The following is a 20253-nucleotide window of genomic DNA, read 5'->3' on the forward strand; positions in this document are numbered from 1 at the left end:
GCGAGCAGAGCACGTCCGGCCCGGCCCGTCAGTGATCGGACCAAGGAATACCCAGCAGCTCCTGCTCAACCTCGGACTCCCACACGCCAAATGGATCGTCTGTGTAGATCTTGCATCGATAGTGCTCGGGGTCTTCGTGCGGGGCGCACGGCGGAATATCCGCGTGCGCAACGTTCAGACTTGCAGTGGCAAACAACGCCAATGCGGCCATTCCGATGATGGATCCTCGCTTCAGGAGGCCAGTGATAAATGCAACACTACGCATCGCCATTGCCCCCTATTCCGAATCGCCGACTGATTCAAGCGACTCGGCACTGCACCTGCTCTTGAAATCGGTGAGTGGCCGACGAATATCCTGAAGATCTTGTTTTACATCCGGGTGTGAGCTCATGTACTGCCGCAGTTCAGTACGAATTTCCTTAGCATTTTTGCCCTTCAAACCGGACAAGAAGTCATTCACGTCAGGGTGTGTGTGCAGATAGACCGATTCCGAGGCGGAAACCCCCGCCACAATCCCCGCTAAGTCAGCAGCCGAGCAGTCGGGCGGTTCGGCACTTGGGTCTGCGTGAGCAATATTACAAAGAAATACACCCCCGATAAGCATCGACGAGACATATCCAGACATCACCTTCGCCACGGCTATTCGCATAAACAACAGTAGCATCGAGCTAACGTTGTTAACCCATTGATGGGTAGCTGTTTACTTGGTCAGGCTCAATCGTTGGATTGCTGTTCATGCGACAACCCGGCACGTATCCGCACCCGACCGGGCTGGGCCCCGCACTTAACGCAGCTCAGAATCACGGGCTTCCAGACGCGGCGCGTGTGATCGGCTAGCCTGAAAAGAGAATCAACTACAAGGTGAGGGCTTTATGACGGTGCGTAGATTGCCTAGTGGATTCATACCCGTCCTGCTCGTAGCGGCTTCCAGCTTTTCTCTGGCGACGGCGATTCACGCGCAGGCCCGACCGTCGAACGACGCCGATGCGGTGATCAACAGCCTGCAGGCCAGCGGCTATCGCGTCACCGTGACGAGAATCGGATCCGGTCATCCAGATAACTGCACCGTCCAATCCGTCAATCAGCAATCGCCGGTTTCCAACGTCGCCAGCGCGCGTGATATGCGCAACAGGCCGACATCAGTTCCAGTCTCCACCAAGGTCGCCCACGTCACGCTGGCGTGCTGACACAGAAGGACGAATTGAATGAAGTTCGGCATTAGTTCCCTGGCCACCGCATTGCTGACGATGAGCGGGATCGCCTTGTCACCCGCGATCGCCGCGGCCGATCCCGACACCCCGGCACCCGCACCGAATTCTGAAGCCGCCACGCGCACAGCGATACTTCCCGTCTTCGCGCAGGAGGGCATCAAGGTCAGGACCGGTAAACCCGGCGAGCTGCTGACAATCCACCTGCCCGACAGCGCACCCCTCATGCCCGCCGAATGGGGCCCCGACGGAGAGGCGACCTATCGGTCTGCCGACACCGACTTCACGGTGACTCCCCTTGTCGACGGCGGCGAGTACTTCACCATCGTGAAGAAGAACCCTTCCGACTCGTTCGACTACAACCTGCACCTCGCGCTTCCCGCGGGCACACACTGGGTGCGTCATGACACCACGCTGCTGATCGAATCCGATGCTGGTCCGGATCAGCCGCCACTGCTGGTCGGGATGTTCGCATCCCCGGCAGTAACCAACAGCAAGGGCACCGCGATCCCGCTGACCGTCACGATCGATCCCGATGGCCAGTCGGTGCTGTCCGCCCGGAGTTCTGAACTCACCAACACGCCCGTCGAAATCGGTTTCTCCTACCACCCGGTGGATCTCACGCGGTAGCCGCTAACGTCATGGAACTGTGAGGATTCCACCACGACCGCTAGCCGTCCTCGCCCTCGCCGCACTCGTGACGGTCGGCTGCTCGACCGACCACGCAATGCGTCCGGGCGCCGGATCCGAGCCGTGCAGCATCGTCACCAATGGCGTTCCCGTCACGAACACCGCCACTGCGGGTCCCTCCGGGGAACGCGATATCTCCACCAACCCCGAGGTCGCGACCGGCTATCGCACGGGCATGACTGCCGTACGCACTGCCAGCTTTGCCGTCGCGACGGCCAACCCGCTGGCCACCCAGGCGGCCTGCCGGGTGCTACGCGACGGCGGCTCCGCGGCGGACGCATTGATCACCGCGCAAGCCGTCCTCGGGCTCGTCGAGCCGCAATCCTCCGGGATCGGTGGCGGAGGTTTCCTCGTCTACTACGACGCCAAGACCGGTGCCGTCGAGACATACGACGGCCGCGAGGTGGCTCCCGCGGCCGCCACCGAAAACTATCTGCGCTGGATCGATGACGCCAACAGAGCCAAGCCCATTCCCGATGCCCGATCATCGGGCCGCTCCATCGGGGTTCCCGGCATTCTTCGTTTACTCCACGACGCCCATTCCGCGCATGGCACCGTTTCATGGCGCGATTTGTTCACACCGGCAGTTCAATTGGCCGACGAAGGTTTCGAGATCAGTCCGCGCCTCGCCGCCGCCATCAGCGACTCGGCGGCCGGCCTTGCCATCGATCCCGAGGCGGGCACGTACTTTCTCAACCCCGACGGATCAGCGAAATCCGCGGGGACCAGGCTGACCAATCCAGCTTACGCGAAAACCCTCGGCGCGGTGGCCACCGACGGACCTGAAGCGTTCTACCGGGGCGCCATCGCCGAGGATATCGTCGCGGCGGCAGCAGATACCTCGTCCGGCCGCACCCCGAGCCTGATGACGACGGCCGATCTCTCCGGGTACACGGCCAAGCGCCGTGAATCCCTCTGCACCACATACCGCGATCACGAAATCTGCGGCATGCCGGCACCATCCTCGGGTGGCATCGCCGTCGCCGCCACCCTGGGCATCCTGCAGAACTTTCCGATGGCCTCCTACCGCCCCACCGACGTCGACCTGGACGGCGGTAGACCCACGGTGGACGGAGTGCACTACATCGCGGAGGCCGAGCGGCTGGCCTACGCCGATCGCGACAAGTACGTCGCCGATACCGATTTCGTGGCACTGCCGGGTAATTCACCCAACACCCTGCTCAACCCGACCTACCTCAGCGCACGTGCCAGGCTGATCTCCGGCGATAAGACGATGGGCACCGCCAGGCCCGGCGAATTCAACGTTCCAGCCTCTGCCGCGGTGTCCACTCCCGAACACGGCACCAGCCAGGTGACGGTCGTCGATAGGCAAGGCAATGCCGCATCGCTCACCACGACAGTGGAATCCGCATTCGGCTCATTCCACATGGTCGACGGCTTCATCCTCAACAATCAGCTCACCGACTTCTCCGCCGAGCCCGTGGGCAAGGACGGGCTTCCCATTGCCAACCGGCTACAACCAGGAAAACGGCCGCGCAGCTCCATGGCCCCCACCCTGGTCTTCGAACGTGCGGAGTCCGGCAAGCGTGGCGCCCTGCTGCTGGCGCTGGGTTCTCCCGGCGGTGCGGTGATCATCCAATTCGTGGTGAAAACCCTTGTCGGCATTTTGGATTGGGGACTCGACCCGCAACAGGCGGTTTCCATGGTGGACTTCGGCGCCAACAACTCACGCAAGACAAACGTCGGTGGAGAACACCCCAACATCGACGCGCACAACAACGGCTCCGATGATCCACTGGTCCAAGGGCTGCGCAGTCGCGGACACACTGTCGATGTCGCCGACCAGTCCAGTGGGCTGTCGGCGCTGGTGCGACGAGGTCAGGGGTGGATCGGCGGTGCGGATCCGCGCCGTGAGGGCCTCGTCATGGGTGACACGGGGTAAGCACCCAAATCAGCCCAACTCGCCCTGCCCGGCCCCGTCGATCACGCCCGCGCGCGAAGTGTCCTTGAGTGACACGCCAGAACGGCCCAACCGGCGCGCGCCACCGACCAGACTCGCCGCGATGTGTGCGGCCTCCCGGTAACTGAGCCCGTCCGGCGGGTGGATATTGGAAATGCAGTTGCGGTCGGCGTCGGTACAACCCGGGCGCGGCAGATGCGTGAGATAGATGCCGAGGCTGTCGACAACGCTGAGGCCCGGACGCTCGCCAATGATCACAATCAGCGTGCGGTACCGTCCCTGCGCGGCGATGTGATCGCCCAGCGCCACCCGGGACTGCGTGGCGATCACGGGTGCGGCCAGGGTGTAGGAAACGCCAAGCTGCAGAACGAGTTCGCACAGCAGTGGGACGCCGTGGCGCATGAGGGCCGTGGGTGACAGACCATCGGCCAGCACGAAGCCGATATCGGCGCCTTCCCGCGGCACCGACGACAAGTCCGCCGGCAACCGCCCGAGGTCGGGTCTGCGTAAATACTCTGCGCGCGAACTCACTTGACTGGTGACCACCGTGGGTGTCCCCAGTCCGATACCACCGACTTCGGCGGTGAGACGCTCGGTGTCCAGGGGCACGTGGACCGCATCGCGGGCGGCCGCGTGCGCGGCGGCCAAGTCCAGCACATCCCGCGTGTGCAGCGCATTGCCCGCCCGGTCCAGACCGATCCGGGCCTGGGTGTTCAACCTCAGTTCTTTCCAAAACTTTTGGCGGGCAACATCACCTGTCGTCATCAGGCGCCCGATGCCGTCAGCGCACGCAACGGCGAGCTCGTCACATCAAAGGGGGTGAGAGCGCCGGCTTCGTCGACCATTCCGATGGCACGCAGCCACTGTTCGAACTCGGGTGCCGGACGCAGGCCCAGCGTCCGGCGCGCTTGCAGGACATCATGAAACGACAGACTCTGGTAGCCGAGCATCACATCGTCGGCGCCGGGAACAGTGATGACGAATGCCACCCCGGCCGCGGCAAGCAGGATCAGCAGCGTGTCCATGTCGTTCTGATCTGCCTCTGCGTGGTTGGTGTAACAAACATCGACACCCATCGGCAGACCAAGCAGCTTGCCGCAGAAGTGGTCCTCCAATCCGGCGCGGATGATCTGCTTTCCGTCGTAGAGGTATTCCGGCCCGATGAATCCGACAACGGTGTTGACCAGGAATGGCTCCAGATCGCGGGCCACCGCGTAGGCGCGCGTTTCGAGGGTCTGCTGATCGACAGGTTTATCGCCGGTACCCAGGTGGGCCTGGGAGCTCAGCGCCGAACCCTGCCCGGTTTCGAGGTACATGACGTTGTCACCGACGGTCCCGCGCCGCAGCGCCCGGGTCGCATCGCGACCTTCACGCAGCAACGCAATGTTCACTCCGAAAGCAGAATTGGCGCCCTCGGTGCCGGCGATCGACTGGAACGTCAGATCTACCGGCGCGCCCCGCTCGATCAATCCGATGGTGGTGGTGATGTGTGACAGGACGCATGACTGGGTCGGAATGTCGTAGCGCGACCTGATGGAGTCCATCAGATGAAGCAGCTCCGAGGTGGCTTCCGGCGAATCGGTCGCCGGGTTGATACCGATCACCGCGTCACCGCACCCCAGAAGCAGTCCATCGAGCACGGCTGCGGCGACACCCCGGGGATCGTCGGTGGGGTGATTCGGTTGTAGCCGGGTGGCCAGCGTGCCCACGCCACCGACCGTGGTGCGGAAAGCCGCGCTCACCCGCATCGCCGACCCGACCGCGACCAGGTCTTGATTGCGCATGATCTTGCTGACCGCCGCCGCCATCTCCGGGGTTACCCCGGCAGACACGGCAGCGATGCGCTGAGCGCCGTCGTCGCGGGAAGCACTCTGCAGCAACCAATCCCGAAAGCCGCCTACCGTCAGATGCGAGATGTCCGAGTAGGCGCGACGATCGTGGCTGTCGATGATCAGCCGGGTCACCTCATCGGTTTCGTAGGGCACCACCGCTTCGTTGAGAAAAGTGTCGAGTGGCAGGTCCGCGAGAACCCATGCCGCGGCTGCCCGTTCGGCATCAGACTCCGCCGCGCAGCCGGCCAGCTGATCACCCGACCGCAGCGGCGTCGCCTTGGCCATCACGTCCACCAGCCCGTCGAAGGCGTAGCTGACTCCCGCGACCTGTTGCCGGTACTTCACGTGAGCTCGCTTTCCGCCTCCGCCAGCATCGCGAACTCCTCGTCGGGCGAATTCGCCACCAAACGGTGGCGGCTGTACAGCGCGAAATAGACCATGAATGCCGCGAACACCGCCAGGCACAAGCCCGCAGCGACCGGGTTGACCAGGAAGGTGGCTATGACCGCCAGCACCGCGATGGCCAAAGCGAAGCCGGTGGTGACCACACCGCCCGGGGTACGGTACGGCCGCGGCATGTTGGGCTCGCGCACGCGAAGCACGATGTGGCTGACCATCATCAGCACATAGCTCAGGGCCGCACCGAAGACCGCCATGTTGAGCAGCAGGTCGCCATGCCCCGTCAACGACAGCGCGAACCCGATAGCGCCGGGGACGATCAGCGCCAGCGTGGGCGCCTTCCGCGAATTGGTCACCGACAGCACCGTCGGGAGATAGCCCGCACGCGAGAGCGCGAACAGCTGTCGTGAGTAGGCGTAGATGATCGAGAAGAAGCTGGCGATGAGTCCGGCCAAGCCGATGTAGTTGACCAGCTTGGCGGCAGTGCCGTGGCCGAGCGCCTCGACCAGCGGATTGCCCGAGTCCGACATCTGTTCCGCGCCACCGGCACCCGTGGTCAGCACCAGTGCGATCGCACAGGTCACCAGCAGCACGCCAATCGCCGCGATAATCCCTCTCGGCACATTGCGTTCCGGATTGGCGGTCTCCTCCGCTGCCAGCGGTACACCCTCGACGGCCAGGAAGAACCAGATCGCGAACGGGATGGCCGCCCAGATACCCAGGTATCCATGCGGCAGGAAACTAGAGGCCCCGGCCGCGCCCGCATCGACCGCGATGTTGGTGAGATTGTGAACGTCGAACTGGCCGGCCGCCGCAACCGCGAAGATCAACAGGCCCACCAAGGCGATCGCGGTGATCACGAACATCACCTTGAGCGCCTCGCCAACCCCGGATAGGTGGATCCCGATGAACAACGCATAGGCGGCCAGGTAAACCCACCATCCGTTGGTGATGCCGAACAGACCCAGCGATTGGACATACGCGCCGATGAAGGTGGCGATGGCGGCCGGAGCGATCGAGTATTCGATGAGAATTGCTGTGCCCGTAGCAAATCCGCCCCACGGGCCGAGCGCACGGCGCGCGAAGGTGTAACCGCCGCCGGCCGTCGGCAGCGCCGACGAGAGTTCGGCCATCCCCAGCACCAGTGCCAAGTACATGCCAGCGATCACCACGGTGGCGATGGCCAGCCCACCGAAACCACCTTGACCGAGGCCAAAGTTCCAGCCCGAATAGTCGCCGGACACCACGTAACTCACGCCGAGACCGGCCAGCAGCAGCCAGCCCGCGCTCCCCGATTTGAGTTGGCGCTTGCGCAGATAGTCCGCGCTTTCCAGATGCTCCTCGACGAGGCCGTGCTTGGTGGTCGCCATATCGTTTCCTTGCTCTCCACAGATCAATTCAGGTGAATGACTTCGCTTTCGGGTGATGTCGCCAGTGGCGTTGCTCAGAAGAAGCCCTGCGCCTTGGAGCTGTAGGACACCAACAGATTCTTGGTCTGTTGGTAGTGATCCAGCATCATCTTGTGGTTCTCGCGGCCGATACCCGACCGTTTGTAGCCGCCAAAGGCGGCATGCGCGGGATACTGGTGATAGCAGTTGGTCCACACCCGGCCGGCCTTGATGTCACGCCCGGCGCGATAGGCGATGTTGCCGTTGCGACTCCACACTCCGGCGCCCAGCCCGTACGGAGTGTCGTTGGCGATGGCGACGGCGTCGTCGTAGTCCGCGAAGGAGGTCACGGCCAGCACCGGCCCGAAGATCTCCTCCTGGAAGATCCGCATCGAGTTCGTGCCGGCGAAGACCGTGGGTGTCACGTAGTAACCGCCCGACAGATCGCCCCCGAGCTCGGCCCGCTCACCACCGGTAACCAGCCGTGCCCCTTCGGATTTGCCGATGTCGATGTACGACATGATCTTTTCGAGCTGCTCGTGGGAGGCCTGCGCCCCCATCATCGTCTCGGTGTCCAGCGGATCACCCTGGCGGATGGCCTTGGTACGGATGGCGGCCAGCTCCAGGAACTCATCGAAGATGTCGGCCTGTATCAGGCTCCGCGAAGGACAGGTGCACACCTCACCCTGGTTGAACGCGAACATGGTAAACCCTTCCAGGGCCTTGTCCTGGAAATCGTCACCGGCGACCATCACGTCGGAGAAGAAGAGGTTGGGGCTCTTGCCACCGAGCTCCAGGGTGACCGGAATCAGGTTCTGGCTGGCGTACTGCATGATCAGCCGGCCGGTGCTGGTTTCGCCGGTGAAGGCTATCTTGGCGATCCGGCTGCTGGATGCCAGTGGCTTACCCGCCTCCACCCCGAACCCGTTGACGATGTTCACCACACCGGGAGGCAGAAGATCACCGATGAGAGAGAACAGGTACAGGATGGATGCCGGGGTTTGTTCGGCGGGCTTGAGCACCACCGTGTTGCCCGCGGCGATGGCCGGGGCGAGTTTCCAACTCGCCATCAGCAGCGGGAAGTTCCACGGGATGATCTGCCCGACCACGCCGAGGGGCTCGTGGAAGTGGTAGGCGACAGTGTCCTCGTCGATCTGCGAGAGTGAACCCTCCTGCGCCCTAAGGACACCGGCGAAGTACCGGAAATGATCGATGGCCAACGGGATGTCTGCGTTCAGGGTTTCCCGGACGGGCTTGCCGTTGTCCCACGACTCGGCCACGGCAATGGACTGCAGGTTGGATTCCATCCGGTCGGCAATCCGGTTGAGGATGAGCGCACGATCGGCCGGCGAGGTCTTACCCCAGCCTGGAGCCGCGGCGTGTGCAGCATCGAGAGCGTTCTCCACATCGGCCTCACCGGAACGCGGTATCTCGCAGAACACCTCCCCCGTCACCGGCGTGCGATTCTCGAAGTATCGGCCCTCGGCCGGGGGAACCCATTGCCCGCCAATGAAATTCTCGTAGCGGGATGCGAAAGTCATCAGCGATCCCGGCGCACCCGGGCGGGCGTAAACAGTCACGGCGTTCTCCTACCTTCAAGACATCACATGTGTCGGTGATCACTGAAGGTAGGTTTAGGCCCGTTGCAGCACGGTTGCAACTTTCGGCCAGCAGTGGCGGTGCTCAGGCGAGATCGGAGTCCAACGCAACGAGGTGGCCGCGCGCCGAGGAGCGGCCGACAACGCCCGCACCATGATGATCGTGCAGCGCCTGCCATCCCTGGCGGTCATCGCGCGCCTCCGGCAGGTCGAGCCAACGGCGCAGCAGCTGCAGATCACCGTCTGCAAGCACAGCGCCGCGAAGACTGGTGCTCAGCTCCAGGCGCAGCCGCGCAACGGCCGGCGCCGCCGAACGCGGCAACAGCTGGCCCGAGTAGTGGTCCATCGCCCTGGCGATATCTCCGGATCGAAGCGCGGCGAAGACATCACCCATATCGCTTCCCACCTGTTCGAGCAGCCGGTACGGGCGGGACCCGATCAGCTCGTCCCCCACAATGCGCCGCAATCGCGACATTTCGGCGCGAATGGTGACGACGTCGAGATCATTTTCGTCGAGCAGTATCGCCAGATGGTCGGCGCTCAGACCCTCCGGGTGGCGCAGCAATAGCGCCATGATCTCGGCATGGCGACCGGACAGCCGACGCTGTCCTCCGCCGGTGCGCAAAATCGGGCGGTCAGCGCCGAGCAGCGTCACACGCGGTTCGGCATCACTTTCCGGCTGGCCCCGCCGCGGGTAGTTCAGGGCGATGAAATGCTCAACGGCGACTGCCGTCGCACGGACCAAGGCCAGCGTCTGGGCCGATGCAACGGCCGAACCGCCGGTGAGATCGATGCTTCCCAGGGGCTCACCGGTCAGCGGGTCGTGTATCGGCACCGCGGTGCACGACCATGGCCGGACCAGCCTGCAGAAATGCTCGCTGCCACGGATCTGCACCTCCCGATCCAGGGCAAGGGCGGTACCGGGGGCGTTCGTGCCCACGGCCCGCTCGCTCCAGTCGGCACCGGGCACGAAGTTCATCGACGCCGCCTTGCGGCCCGCGCCCGCGTCGCCTTCCACCCACAGCAGTGCGCCGTCAGCAGCGGTAACCCCGACAAGTACGCCCGAATCCGTGGCATGGTCCACGAGCAGACGACGGATGACGGGCAGCGCGCCGGCCAGCGGATGGCTGCTGCGCAGCTCGGTCAGGCTCCTCGCGGCGGCCGCCTCGCCGGGACCACGGTCGGGATCGACGCCGGTCGCCAGACTCCGCTGCCAGCTTTCAGTGACGAGGCGCGGCAGCGGTATCGATTCCAGATACGAACCGTCTACCTGGCCCGCCACAAAGAGGTCGTGCGCGTTACGTACGGACGCCAGGGACGCCCGAACACCCCCGCGGCGCGCGGTAGTTCTCGTAGTCGCCACGTTCTCCAAGCTCTCTGCCCTGGCCATCTTCGCAGGCACGGTCGGTATTGCCACGATACGTGGACATCGCCGCCAGGACCGGAAACTGCGTGAGATGGCCGTCCGGCCCGCTCATGACCGGCTAAGCCGGGGACGGCTCCGTGTACTTGACGACCAACCCGCGCAGCGCGTCCATCGCTTCGACGGCCCGCTGTTTGTCGATGGCCTGAATTGCCATCAACGGCTCGTATTCGTAGTCGTCCAGGTCCAGCCGTGCCCACTGCGCACCGGCGGGAAATGAGACTCCGACTACCTCGGACCACGGGATGAGTTTGGGACCCAGCACATTACGTACCTCGATCCCCACCACACCGGCACGTACCCGCGGACGCGCGAACATGAGGACCACACCCGCGATGACAAAGCCCACCAACGCGATACCGATCTGGTCGGAGGTCTTGAAGATCACCCCACTATTGGGCGAGATCTTGAGCAGCACCCCCACCGCGACATGCGCGGCCGCGATGATGAAGGCGGCGGCGTACACAAAGTACGGCGAGAGATGCGGTTTGAGGACGAGTTCCCAAGCGTCGTCCCGTGGCGATTGGGTCACGCCTCGGTCCACGGCTGACGGAGCCGGCGCAGGGTAAGCGCGGTGTCGAGCGCGGCCGCCGCTGCCTGGGCGCCCTTGTCTTCGGAGGATTCCGGCAGACCGGCACGGTCGAGGGCCTGCTGCTCGTTGTTCACGGTCAGCACCCCGTTGGCCACCGGTGTGCTGGTATCCAGCGAGACACGGGTCAGCCCAGTAGTCACCGCGTCGCACACGTAGTTGAAATGCGGTGTCTCACCTTGGATTACGACCCCGAGCGCAACGACGGCGTCATGGGTACGGGCCAGTGCCTGCGCCACGACGGGTATCTCAATGGCGCCCAGAACCCGGACCACGGTCGGACGATCGATTCCCGCGTCAGCTGCTACCCGCTTGGCGCCCTCCAGCAGCGCGGTGCAGATCTGGTCGTGCCAGGTGCTGGCCACTATCGCCAGGCTGAGACTCGATGCGTCACCGACCTTCAGTGACGGGATGCCTTCGCCGCTCACGCTCCGTCGGCCTCAGGGTGATCGTCAAGATCCGCCAAGTCATGCCCCATCCGGTCCCGCTTGGTACGCAGGTATCGAATATTCTCCGAGTTGGCGCGCACCGGCAGGGGCACCCGCTCGATGATGTGCAGGCCGTACCCGTCCAACCCCACACGCTTGGCGGGATTGTTGGTCAGCAGCCGCATGGACTTCACCCCGAGGTCCACCAAAATCTGCGCGCCCAAACCGTAGTCACGCGCGTCGGCAGGCAAACCGAGCTTGAGGTTCGCATCCACAGTGTCCTCACCGGCGTCCTGCAATTGGTAGGCCTGCAGCTTGTGCATCAAGCCGATACCGCGCCCCTCGTGGCCGCGCATGTACAGCACGATCCCACGCCCCTCCTTGGCCACCATCTCCATTGCCGCGTCCAGCTGCGGACCGCAATCACAACGGCGAGAACCGAATACGTCGCCGGTCAAACACTCAGAGTGCACCCGCACCAACACGTCATTGCCGTCACCTTCGGGCCCCGAAATATCGCCCAGCACCAGTGCCACATGCTCGACGTCGTCGTAAATGCTCGTGTAGCCCACCGCGCGGAACTCTCCGTGCTGAGTGGGAATCCGCGCCTCAGCGATCCGCTCCACATGCTTCTCGTGCTTGCGGCGCCACTCGATCAGGTCCGCGATCGACACCAGGGCAAGGTTGTGTTCGTCGGCGAAGACCCGCAGTTCCTCGGTTTGGGCCATCGCGCCCTCGTCTTTTTGGCTGACGATCTCGCAGATCACCGCGGCGGGCCGTAGCCCCGCCAGCTTCGCCAGATCCACCGAGGCCTCGGTGTGGCCCGGGCGACGCAGCACCCCACCATCCTTGGCGCGCAACGGAACAACGTGACCCGGCTTCGTGAAGTCATCGGGTGCGCTCGTCGCATCGGCCAGCAGCCTCATTGTCGCCGCGCGATCAGACGCCGAAATCCCGGTCCCGATACCATTTTTCGCGTCGACGGTGACCGTGTACGCGGTGCCGTGCTTGTCCTGATTCACCGCGTATTGAGGCAACAGTCCGAGGCGATCGCAATCCTCCCCGGCCAGCGGCACGCAGAGGTAGCCCGACGTGTATCGCACCATGAACGCCACCAACTCCGGGGTGGCCTTCTCCGCGGCGAAAATCAGATCGCCTTCGTTCTCCCGATCCTCATCGTCGACGACGACGATGGCCTTACCGGCGGCGATATCGGCGACAGCGCGTTCGATGCTGTCCAACCTGGTCATGGGGACCACTCTCGTTAGGGGCGTGTGGGGCATGTTAATTATGAACCACCGCAAATCGAACGATTCGAGCGCTGTTCACTCAGCGGAACCGGGAAGCTAAGAACGGTGCTCGAGCAGGCGTTCCACGTATTTGGCGATGACATCCACTTCGAGGTTCACCGGCGTCCCGACCTCGGCAGATCCGAGCGTCGTCAACCCCAATGTGGTCGGAATCAGTGACACCTCGAACCAATCCGGCCCCAGCGCCGACACCGTCAGAGACACCCCGTCCACGGTGATCGAGCCCTTTTCGACGACGTACCTGGCCACCTGCGCGGGCAGTGAGACGCGCACCACTTCCCAGTTCTCCGACGGAGTGCGGAGGAGCACGTTCCCGGTGCCGTCGACATGCCCCTGCACGATGTGCCCACCGAGTCGGCTGTTGACCGCGGCCGCGCGCTCAAGATTGACCTTCGTGCCGGTCCCGATCTTGTCCAGACTCGAGCGCGACAGCGTTTCCCCCATGACATCGGTGGTGAAGACCCCTCCGGGGCGCACCTCGACCACCGTCAGGCAGACGCCGTTGACGGCTATCGAGTCGCCATGTTTCGCGTCCTCGACAACCAGCGGACCGAGCACAGTGAGGCGGGCAGAGTCGCCGAGATCCTCCCTGCCCAGGACCTCGCCAAGCTCTTCAACGATTCCAGTGAACATGGCACCAGACTAGGACGGCCGCGCAGCGCTAAGCGTGCGTCCCCGCCAGCGCGCAGGCCATCTGAACGTTATGAGCGTCGGTATTCAGGTCGTTGGCCTTCCCGTTGACACCGTCGACCGGCGCCCGGACGCCCATGAGAATCATGAGCTTGTTGGCGTTTGTCGCCCACGAACGCATCGGATCGGCGATCGCCGGATCCAGCTCCGGAGTATTTGCCGCCTCATTGGCGAAAGAGGCGGCTTCACGGAGCGCGGCCCGTCCCGTGCCGTTGCTGGACGAGACGTACACGTCGCTGTAATTGCCCTCCATACCGGCCAGGTTGTCGGCAAAATCGGAGTAGTTGGTGGCGGCGTAATCAAGTGCCGTCGCGAATTTGGCACACGCCTCGATCGCCGCCGGAGTGGCGGTATCGGAGGTAGGCGCGGGCGCGGACGCCATGGCGGGTCCGGGCGCTACCACGGTCTGCTGCGCGGGTTGTTCCGACGGATCCGGCTGATCGGGCTCCGCATACGCCGACGGCATAACCGTCAGCCCCATGCCGAGCGCAACCAGCGTGGGCACAACCGCCTTGCGACACAGATGTAGTGACCTCATCGATTCCTCTCCAGATTCTCTGGTGCCGTGACCGTACCGGGAATTCCATAAGACGTCGCGTTAGGGCGGCACCGATATTCGATGGTGAGTTGCGGAATTGTCACAAGTGTGAACGAAAGTTGAACAACGGTTATACGGCGCGAAATTCGACTGACCGTTGAAAAGTGTGCTGGATACCCCTACGGGGTAGTCCCAAACGGCCGCCGCGAAACGGTAACGACACCAGTGGTTTTCGTCACAATCGCCGAGGCAGAAGGCTTTTCGCGTTTCAAATCATCGCGGTTGGAATGGTGTGTACCGACGTACGAAATGGATAGACATTGGGCGATAACTGTTGTCCGTCCATTAACCGTTTAGCAATCCGGCACCCTGAACATTCGTCGGGACAGCTTCCTCACAGAAGTCATGGACATCACCACACAATGAGAGGCGCCACCGCACCATGCTGAAAAGTCTTGTCACTCTGACTGCTGTATGCGCGCTCGCCGCGACGGCGCCCCTCGCCCTGGCCGAACCCGGTGATGATCCGGCGCCCGTGCAGCCGGTGGCCGATGCACCACCTCCCCCGCCCGTCGACGATGGCTTCATGCAGTCGGCAGAGCCGGGCACCCTATCCACCCCAGACGGCTGGATCCTGGCCGTCGCCGCCAAGGATGAAACCATCCTGCCAGTAGCGCCCCTCACGACGGCGCTGTCCTCCCGCGAGTACCTGGTGGGCGGCACCTTCATCGGTGGCGTCAAGGGCTCCGGCAAGACCAAGCTGGCCGGTGGAACGTTGGAGGCCGGATACCAGATCGGTTGCGGTATCACCGGTGGCCCGGTGGAGCTGATGGGTGGTGTCAGCCTCCAGCCCTCTATCAGCATGGCGGGTGTCCCCTCAGCCAGCGCCGGTGTCGTCGGCCAGATCAAGGTCGGCCTCAGGCCCGGCACGGTGACCATCGTCCCGGTAAACAAGAAGTCCTTCGAGGGCACCACCTCACGCACCACCATTACAGGCTTCCGTATCAAGATCGACGGCTGCGTCGGACAGTCCTTCATCCGGTCGTACGCAACCTTCACCAGCTCAACCGAAAACACCGATGACGTGGTCACCTACATGGGTGTCACCAAGGCCGTCTGACGTTGATGACCGAAACTCACTCAGCCGCCCCACCACAAAAGACCACGAGAGGCCCCATTCCCATGCTCAAGAGTCTCGTCACCCTGACTGCCGTGTGCGCGCTCGCGGCATCGGCGCCGTTCGCCCTGGCGGACCCGTCCGATGACCCACCACCCGTGCAGCCCGTCGCCGACGCCCCGCCGCCGCCCGCCGACGGCCCCCCCGCCGGACAACGGCGTCGTCGGCTCGGAAGATCCGGGCATCGTCAAGACCCCCGACGGCTGGACCCTGACCGTCGGTGCCAAGGACGAGACCCAGCTGCCCATCCCGCCGCTGACCACCGCCACCTCGTCGCGCGAATACCTCGCCGGTGGCACGTTCACCGGGTCGGCCAAGGGTGGCGGCAGCACCAAGCTGTCCGGCGGCACGCTGGAAGCCGGCTACCAGATCGGCTGCGGCATCAGCCTGAACACCGTCAAGCTGAATGGCTCCATCGGTCTGAACGTCGGTCTGACCACCGGCGGCATCGGCAGCCTCGGCCTGCCCATTCAGGGCCAGATCGAGGTGCACCCCCAGCCCGGTGAGGTCATCAACGTCTCGGTCGACAAGAAGAAGTACAAGGGCAGCGAAGTGCGCATCACCCTCAAGGACGTGCACATCAAGATCGACGGTTGCATCGGCCAGTCGTTCCTGCGTTCGTACGCCGTGCTGACCAGCTCGTCAAAGGACAACGACGATATCGTCGCCTACTACGGCGTCACGAAGACCGTCTAGTTCAGACCGTCCTATCAAGTCCAGCGCAGAGGAGACGCAGCCATGAAAAACCCCGATCGTCCGTCCATCGTGAAGATCGGGGTGGCTGCGGCTCTTGCCGCCAGTGCGCTGTTCTCCTCCGCGGCAACCGCCGGAGCCGATCCCGGGGAACCCGACCCGGCTCCGGCGCCCGCCCCTGCGGCGCCTCCCGGACCTCCGGAGCCGCCACCGCCGTCGCAGATCGGCAATCCGCTCGCCCTGTCCGGCACCGAGCAGGGCCCCGGTGGCATACCCACCAACCTGGCGATCGTGGGCAATCCCAATCTGATCGGCCAGAATCCGGCACCGGCAGCACCCGCGGCACCGGGTGTCGAGACTCCCGTCGTCACCCCGAACACGAGGGCGCTGAACAACGAGTACCTGTTGCCACAGAACCTCAAACCCGCAGAGCCCGGCAAGGGCGAGATCTACGGGGTGAACCCCGGCGAAGAGAAGGCCGATATCTCCGGCGGTGACTATCTGGGCAGGCTCGTTCGGGGCGTTCAGGACGGCCAGTGGCGAGGCGGCATCGTGGGCCGTGGAACCAAGGAATCGCTCAACCAGCCGCTACCCGGCACCGCCCCGCCTCCCGGAACACGCATTCCCGGTTTGGGTGACGACTCGCAAGGCCCCGCACCCGAGCAGTGGCACTGGACCCCGCCCGAGGCGCCCGAAGGCGCTGCTCCCGCGCCGGGGGCACCGCCGGCACCTGCCGCCGCGCCAGCACCTGCCGCGCCTACGCCTCCCGCGTAACTATCGCCGAAGCGCCTTGCGGGCCAGATAGTTTCCAAAGAACTGCGCCGCCTGGACCAGCGCGATGATGATGACGGTCGATACGATTGTCACCTGCCAGTTGAAACGCTGATATCCCTGCACGATCGCGAAATCGCCCAAACCGCCACCTCCCACCAAACCTGCCATCGCGGACATGTCCACAATCCCGATGAGCACAAAGGTGTAGCCGAGTATCAACGGCCCGAGCGCTTCCGGCACCAGCAGCGTCAGGATGATCCGCAACGGCCCGGCACCGACTGCGCGCGCCGCCTCGATGACCCCGGGGTCGATGGTCACCAGGTTCTGTTCGACAATGCGCGCAATCGCGAAAGACGCCGCGACGATCATCACGAACACCACCGCCGTGGTGCCGATGGTCGTCCCCACCACGCCAAGTGTGATCGGTCCGAGTGCGGCGATCAGCACCACGAACGGTATGGGCCGGACGATGTTCACCACTACGTTGAGCAGCGTATGCAGCAACCGGTTCTGCAACAGCCCACCGGATCTGGTGGTGTACAGCAGCATTCCCAAGCCCAGACCGATGACCCCGCCCACCACGAGGGTGATCGACACCATGTACAGGGTGTCGCCAAAGGCTTCGAACAATTGCGGGCGCAACCGCTCCCAATTCGTCGTCATCGCCTCACCTGCTGGATGGTCGTCACTGCGGATAAGTCCGAAATAATCTGTGCCACTTGACTATCAGGCCCCTCAAGCTCGAGTGTGAGATTGCCGAAGGAGCGCGACTGAAGAGTGGTGATACCTCCGTAGACCACCTCGAAACGCACCCCGAGCTCGGTGGCTCGCGCCAGCGCCGGTCCTATCTGGACGCCCTCGCTGATCTCCACTGAGACGATGCTTCCCTTGTGCCGCTGAGCTATTCGGGTGACATCCGCGGCGCTCGGCGTGTTCTGCAGAACCGTGCCGACGAAGCGTTTACCCGCCTCACTCTGCGGAGTCGAGAAAACGTCGAAAACGGTGCCGGACTCGACGACCCTGCCATCGGCGAGAACCGCGACACGATCGGCCACCGTACGCACCACGTCCATCTCATGGGTGATCACCACGATGGTGACCCCGAACTCATCGTTCACCGTGCGCAACAGTTGCAGCACATCGCCGGTGGTCTCGGGATCCAAAGCGCTGGTGGCCTCGTCGGCCAACAGGATCGACGGCGATGTCGCGAGTGCGCGCGCAATCCCGACACGTTGTTTCTGCCCACCGGAAAGCTGATCCGGATAGCTCTTGGCCTTCTCACCCAAGCCGACGAACTCCAGCAGCTCGGCGACCCGCGCGGTGCGCTTCTCGGCCGTCCACCCGGCCACCCGCAGCGGGTAGGCGATGTTTCCCGCCACGGTCCGGGACCGAAAGAGATTGAACTGCTGAAAGATCATGCCCACATCGGTGCGCAGACTGCGCAATTCGCGCTCTCCGAGGGCGCTGACCTCGGCTCCGTCCACCACGACCCGACCAGAGCTGGGTCGCTCCAGTCCGTTGATGAGACGCACCAGGGTGCTCTTCCCCGCCCCCGAGTAACCGATCATGGCGAACACGTCGCCCGCGTCGATGTCCAGCGACACGTCATCGACGGCGGTGACGGTCTTCTTGCCCACCCGAAACGTCTTGCTGACGTTCTCGAACCGGATGAGCGGCGCCGCTCCCGTCATTTCTCGGCGCGGATCTGCTGCTCGATCCTCGCCAGAATCGACGCGCAGTCCTGGCCACTCTTTGTCACGGTCAATTGAGTTCCCTTGCTCTCCTTGGCGTATGCCTCGGTGACGGCCGGGGAATGAAAGACATCGACGAGTTTCTGATAGGTCGGATTGTCCTTCTCCTCATCGCGCGCAACGAGGACGTTGATGTACGGCTCGGCGCCCGGACTGGCCGGGTCATCGGCGTAGAGCGCGCTCTTGGGGTCGATATTCGACTGCGCCAGATAGGTGTTGTTGATGACGGCGCCGTCGGTCGACTTGAGAGACAACGCGGTCTGCGCCGCGTCCACCAGCGTCACGGTGACCCTGGAGGCCCCCTTGTCTATATCGGCCACACTCGGTGTCGTACGGCCGCCCTTGAGCGCGATGAGCCCGGCCGCCTTCAACACGAACAGCGCGCGCGCCTGGTTGGGCGGGTCGTTGGGAATCGCGATCTGTCCGCCTTGTGGAATGTCCGCAATCAGCTTGTGCTTCTGCGAATAGAGTCCGAGCGGCACGATATAGGTGGCACCGACCGGCGCAAGATTCGCGTTATCGGCGACGTTGTATTCACCCAGGAAACGAAGGTGCTGGAATAGATTCACATCGATCTGTTTTTGAGTGAGTGCCACATTGGGCTGGCTGTAGTCGGTGAAGTTGGTGGTGACGAGTTTGATTCCCGACTTCCCCGCTTCCTCCACAAAGACGTCCCACGAGTCTTTACCCGCCTCTGTGGTGCCGATACGCACGATGTTTCCCCCACGATCGTCGCTCGCGGAGCACCCTACAGTCCCCATGGCTATCGCGACGGCTGCGAGAGCAATGGCAATGCGCTTCATGTCTACCTTCCAAAATTCAGTGTGATCACAATGGTTGACATTGTGGAATTTCTGAAGGCTCAGCAAATTTAATAATGGCCCCAGAACGGCGCCACAGTACCAGAATAGAAAACGCAATGCGCCCTGTACGAACGCGAAATGAGCCGGCGAAGCCTAGGCCGCGGCGGGCACCGCGTCGACCGGCGGCGGGGTGGGCATGGCAGGCAGCGGTGGACCGCCGTTACCCGGCCCGGCAGCCGGGATCTGCGCCACCAACTGCGACTGCATCTGTGCGGATATCGCCGACCAGGACATGGCTGCGGGCTTTCCACCCCACCGCAGCGAGTAGATGCCGACCAGCAATGCCTGGCCGGGCTGAGTGATGGTGTACACCGGACCACCCGAATCACCGTGTTGCCCACCGACATCCGTCATGGTGAACCAGCCGTTGTTGATCGCATCGACCTTGCCGCACGTCTCGCCCGACACCGAGCCCATCAGGCACACCGGGAGCCCGGGTTCGGGGCCCGCGTTCTGGGTCATGCGCAGCGCAACCCCGTTGGGCAGGTTGCTGCTCAGCTCGACCCCGGGCGCGAACGTGATGCCCTCATAGTCCGAGACGACGTCGCCGGGGCCGATCGCTCCGCCTGTTGGCAGGTTCCGGCTCATCAGCAGCACCTCGCCGACACGGTTCCCTCCCAGATCGGTGACCGCTCCGGTGGCGTTGCAATGTCCCGCCGTCAGACCGATTCGCGATATCGGATCGACGTAGCCGAGCGTGCAACGGCTATCCCCCTGGACAATCGACATGCCCGGGAAAGCGACAATCTTGGGCGGAGTTTCCGAGGCTGGATCGGCGAATGAAAGCGCAGGTGAAGCAACGAGAATGCCGGCGGCAGCGGCGACCGTGGACATGCCACATGCCAGTGCTCTGCTCACGTTTTTCACCACAACCAGCCCTCGGTTGACAATCCCGCCCTGCAAATGAGCATGGCGTCGGATTGCTGGGGTGTCAATTTCATCGCCAGCAACGTCGTCGTGTCGCGAGCCTCCCAGTGGTCG

At 63.7% G+C, this 20253-nt stretch carries 20 protein-coding genes and 1 pseudogene; 6 read left to right on the forward strand and 15 right to left on the reverse strand.

What is annotated here, in order from left to right:
* Positions 1–277: 277 nt before the first annotated feature.
* Positions 278–604: a heme-binding protein gene (locus tag AOT83_RS26755; RefSeq protein WP_030093505.1), complete on the reverse strand. Its 327-nt coding sequence runs from the start codon at positions 602–604 to the stop codon at positions 278–280.
* 268 nt (positions 605–872) lie between these two features.
* Between AOT83_RS26755 and AOT83_RS09740 the strand changes: the two genes are divergently transcribed.
* The 3 genes from AOT83_RS09740 to AOT83_RS09750 are packed head-to-tail and all read left to right on the forward strand — an operon-like array spanning position 873 to position 3801.
* Positions 873–1187 (forward strand): hypothetical protein, encoded by a 315-nt coding sequence (locus AOT83_RS09740; protein ID WP_030093506.1) that lies wholly within the window; start codon positions 873–875, stop codon positions 1185–1187.
* An 18-nt stretch (positions 1188–1205) separates the two neighbouring features.
* The gene (locus AOT83_RS09745; protein WP_030093507.1) at positions 1206–1838 is read left to right on the forward strand and encodes a hypothetical protein; all 633 of its coding nucleotides are present in this window, start codon (positions 1206–1208) and stop codon (positions 1836–1838) included.
* Positions 1839–1857: 19 nt separating this feature from the next.
* Positions 1858–3801: a gamma-glutamyltransferase family protein gene (locus AOT83_RS09750; RefSeq protein ID WP_109394819.1), complete on the forward strand. Its 1944-nt coding sequence runs from the start codon at positions 1858–1860 to the stop codon at positions 3799–3801.
* Positions 3802–3810: 9 nt separating this feature from the next.
* Here the strand turns inward: AOT83_RS09750 and eutC are convergent, their stop codons facing one another.
* The 10 genes from eutC to AOT83_RS09800 all read right to left on the reverse strand — a co-directional run bounded on the left by eutC (position 3811) and on the right by AOT83_RS09800 (position 14014).
* Positions 3811–4584 (reverse strand): ethanolamine ammonia-lyase subunit EutC, encoded by a 774-nt coding sequence (gene eutC, locus AOT83_RS09755; RefSeq protein WP_057965942.1) that lies wholly within the window; start codon positions 4582–4584, stop codon positions 3811–3813.
* Entirely contained in the window at positions 4584–5996 is a 1413-nt protein-coding gene (locus tag AOT83_RS09760; protein ID WP_057965943.1) for an ethanolamine ammonia-lyase subunit EutB, read from the reverse strand. Before AOT83_RS09760 ends, eutC begins: the two co-directional genes overlap by 1 nt.
* Entirely contained in the window at positions 5993–7420 is a 1428-nt protein-coding gene (gene eat / locus AOT83_RS09765) for an ethanolamine permease (protein ID WP_057965944.1), read from the reverse strand. Before eat ends, AOT83_RS09760 begins: the two co-directional genes overlap by 4 nt.
* A gap of 74 nt (positions 7421–7494) precedes the next feature.
* Positions 7495–9018, reverse strand: a complete 1524-nt coding sequence (gene adh / locus AOT83_RS09770; RefSeq protein ID WP_057965945.1) for an aldehyde dehydrogenase — start codon at positions 9016–9018, stop codon at positions 7495–7497.
* 103 nt (positions 9019–9121) lie between these two features.
* Complete coding sequence (locus AOT83_RS09775) at positions 9122–10399, reverse strand: helix-turn-helix domain-containing protein (protein WP_057966036.1); 1278 nt, start codon at positions 10397–10399, stop codon at positions 9122–9124.
* Positions 10400–10520: 121 nt separating this feature from the next.
* The gene (locus tag AOT83_RS09780; protein ID WP_057965946.1) at positions 10521–10991 is read right to left on the reverse strand and encodes a PH domain-containing protein; all 471 of its coding nucleotides are present in this window, start codon (positions 10989–10991) and stop codon (positions 10521–10523) included.
* Positions 10988–11476, reverse strand: coding sequence for a 6,7-dimethyl-8-ribityllumazine synthase (ribH, locus tag AOT83_RS09785; RefSeq protein ID WP_030093515.1), 489 nt, complete (start codon positions 11474–11476; stop codon positions 10988–10990). The genes AOT83_RS09780 and ribH overlap by 4 nt, the downstream gene beginning before the upstream one ends.
* Positions 11473–12726, reverse strand: coding sequence for a bifunctional 3,4-dihydroxy-2-butanone-4-phosphate synthase/GTP cyclohydrolase II (locus AOT83_RS09790; protein WP_030093516.1), 1254 nt, complete (start codon positions 12724–12726; stop codon positions 11473–11475). The genes ribH and AOT83_RS09790 overlap by 4 nt, the downstream gene beginning before the upstream one ends.
* Before the next feature lie 96 nt (positions 12727–12822).
* Entirely contained in the window at positions 12823–13419 is a 597-nt protein-coding gene (locus AOT83_RS09795; RefSeq protein WP_030093517.1) for a riboflavin synthase, read from the reverse strand.
* Positions 13420–13447: 28 nt separating this feature from the next.
* On the reverse strand, positions 13448–14014 hold the full coding sequence (locus AOT83_RS09800; RefSeq protein WP_030093518.1) for a hypothetical protein: 567 nt from the start codon (positions 14012–14014) through the stop codon (positions 13448–13450).
* 442 nt (positions 14015–14456) lie between these two features.
* Here AOT83_RS09800 and AOT83_RS09805 point away from each other — a divergent pair, with 442 nt between their 5' ends.
* The 3 genes and pseudogenes from AOT83_RS09805 to AOT83_RS27835 all read left to right on the forward strand — a co-directional run bounded on the left by AOT83_RS09805 (position 14457) and on the right by AOT83_RS27835 (position 16658).
* Positions 14457–15134, forward strand: a complete 678-nt coding sequence (locus AOT83_RS09805; protein ID WP_057965947.1) for an MspA family porin — start codon at positions 14457–14459, stop codon at positions 15132–15134.
* Positions 15135–15196: 62 nt separating this feature from the next.
* Positions 15197–15887 (forward strand): annotated as a pseudogene (locus AOT83_RS09810) (MspA family porin).
* Between the two features lie 42 nt (positions 15888–15929).
* Positions 15930–16658 (forward strand): hypothetical protein, encoded by a 729-nt coding sequence (locus AOT83_RS27835; protein ID WP_044103932.1) that lies wholly within the window; start codon positions 15930–15932, stop codon positions 16656–16658.
* Here the strand turns inward: AOT83_RS27835 and AOT83_RS09820 are convergent, their stop codons facing one another.
* From AOT83_RS09820 to AOT83_RS09835, 4 genes are all read right to left on the reverse strand, one after another.
* Positions 16659–17321, reverse strand: coding sequence for a methionine ABC transporter permease (locus AOT83_RS09820; protein ID WP_030093522.1), 663 nt, complete (start codon positions 17319–17321; stop codon positions 16659–16661).
* Positions 17318–18349, reverse strand: a complete 1032-nt coding sequence (locus AOT83_RS09825) for a methionine ABC transporter ATP-binding protein (RefSeq protein ID WP_030093523.1) — start codon at positions 18347–18349, stop codon at positions 17318–17320. The genes AOT83_RS09820 and AOT83_RS09825 overlap by 4 nt, the downstream gene beginning before the upstream one ends.
* Positions 18346–19212 carry a MetQ/NlpA family ABC transporter substrate-binding protein gene (locus AOT83_RS09830; RefSeq protein ID WP_057965948.1) on the reverse strand — a complete coding sequence of 289 codons (867 nt, stop codon included), beginning with the start codon at positions 19210–19212 and terminating at the stop codon, positions 18346–18348. Before AOT83_RS09830 ends, AOT83_RS09825 begins: the two co-directional genes overlap by 4 nt.
* A 153-nt stretch (positions 19213–19365) precedes the next feature.
* Positions 19366–20106, reverse strand: coding sequence for a hypothetical protein (locus AOT83_RS09835; RefSeq protein WP_030093525.1), 741 nt, complete (start codon positions 20104–20106; stop codon positions 19366–19368).
* Positions 20107–20253 lie beyond the last annotated feature (147 nt).

This window comes from Mycobacteroides sp. H001 (genome assembly GCF_001440005.1).
GTDB lineage: Bacteria > Actinomycetota > Actinomycetes > Mycobacteriales > Mycobacteriaceae > Mycobacterium > Mycobacterium gwanakae.

What these genes read in the sequence shown, in the direction of transcription:
- AOT83_RS26755 (WP_030093505.1), bottom strand. Translation starts at nt 604, where the DNA reads ATGCTTATCGGGGGTGTATTTCTTTGTAATATTGCTCACGCAGACCCA.
- AOT83_RS09740 (WP_030093506.1), top strand. Translation starts at nt 873, where the DNA reads ATGACGGTGCGTAGATTGCCTAGTGGATTCATACCCGTCCTGCTCGTA.
- AOT83_RS09745 (WP_030093507.1), top strand. Translation starts at nt 1,206, where the DNA reads ATGAAGTTCGGCATTAGTTCCCTGGCCACCGCATTGCTGACGATGAGC.
- eutC (WP_057965942.1), bottom strand. Translation starts at nt 4,584, where the DNA reads ATGACGACAGGTGATGTTGCCCGCCAAAAGTTTTGGAAAGAACTGAGG.
- eat (WP_057965944.1), bottom strand. Translation starts at nt 7,420, where the DNA reads ATGGCGACCACCAAGCACGGCCTCGTCGAGGAGCATCTGGAAAGCGCG.
- AOT83_RS09790 (WP_030093516.1), bottom strand. Translation starts at nt 12,726, where the DNA reads ATGACCAGGTTGGACAGCATCGAACGCGCTGTCGCCGATATCGCCGCC.
- AOT83_RS09795 (WP_030093517.1), bottom strand. Translation starts at nt 13,419, where the DNA reads ATGTTCACTGGAATCGTTGAAGAGCTTGGCGAGGTCCTGGGCAGGGAG.
- AOT83_RS09800 (WP_030093518.1), bottom strand. Translation starts at nt 14,014, where the DNA reads ATGAGGTCACTACATCTGTGTCGCAAGGCGGTTGTGCCCACGCTGGTT.
- AOT83_RS09805 (WP_057965947.1), top strand. Translation starts at nt 14,457, where the DNA reads ATGCTGAAAAGTCTTGTCACTCTGACTGCTGTATGCGCGCTCGCCGCG.
- AOT83_RS27835 (WP_044103932.1), top strand. Translation starts at nt 15,930, where the DNA reads ATGAAAAACCCCGATCGTCCGTCCATCGTGAAGATCGGGGTGGCTGCG.
- AOT83_RS09820 (WP_030093522.1), bottom strand. Translation starts at nt 17,321, where the DNA reads ATGACGACGAATTGGGAGCGGTTGCGCCCGCAATTGTTCGAAGCCTTT.
- AOT83_RS09825 (WP_030093523.1), bottom strand. Translation starts at nt 18,349, where the DNA reads ATGACGGGAGCGGCGCCGCTCATCCGGTTCGAGAACGTCAGCAAGACG.
- AOT83_RS09830 (WP_057965948.1), bottom strand. Translation starts at nt 19,212, where the DNA reads ATGAAGCGCATTGCCATTGCTCTCGCAGCCGTCGCGATAGCCATGGGG.
- AOT83_RS09835 (WP_030093525.1), bottom strand. Translation starts at nt 20,106, where the DNA reads ATGTCCACGGTCGCCGCTGCCGCCGGCATTCTCGTTGCTTCACCTGCG.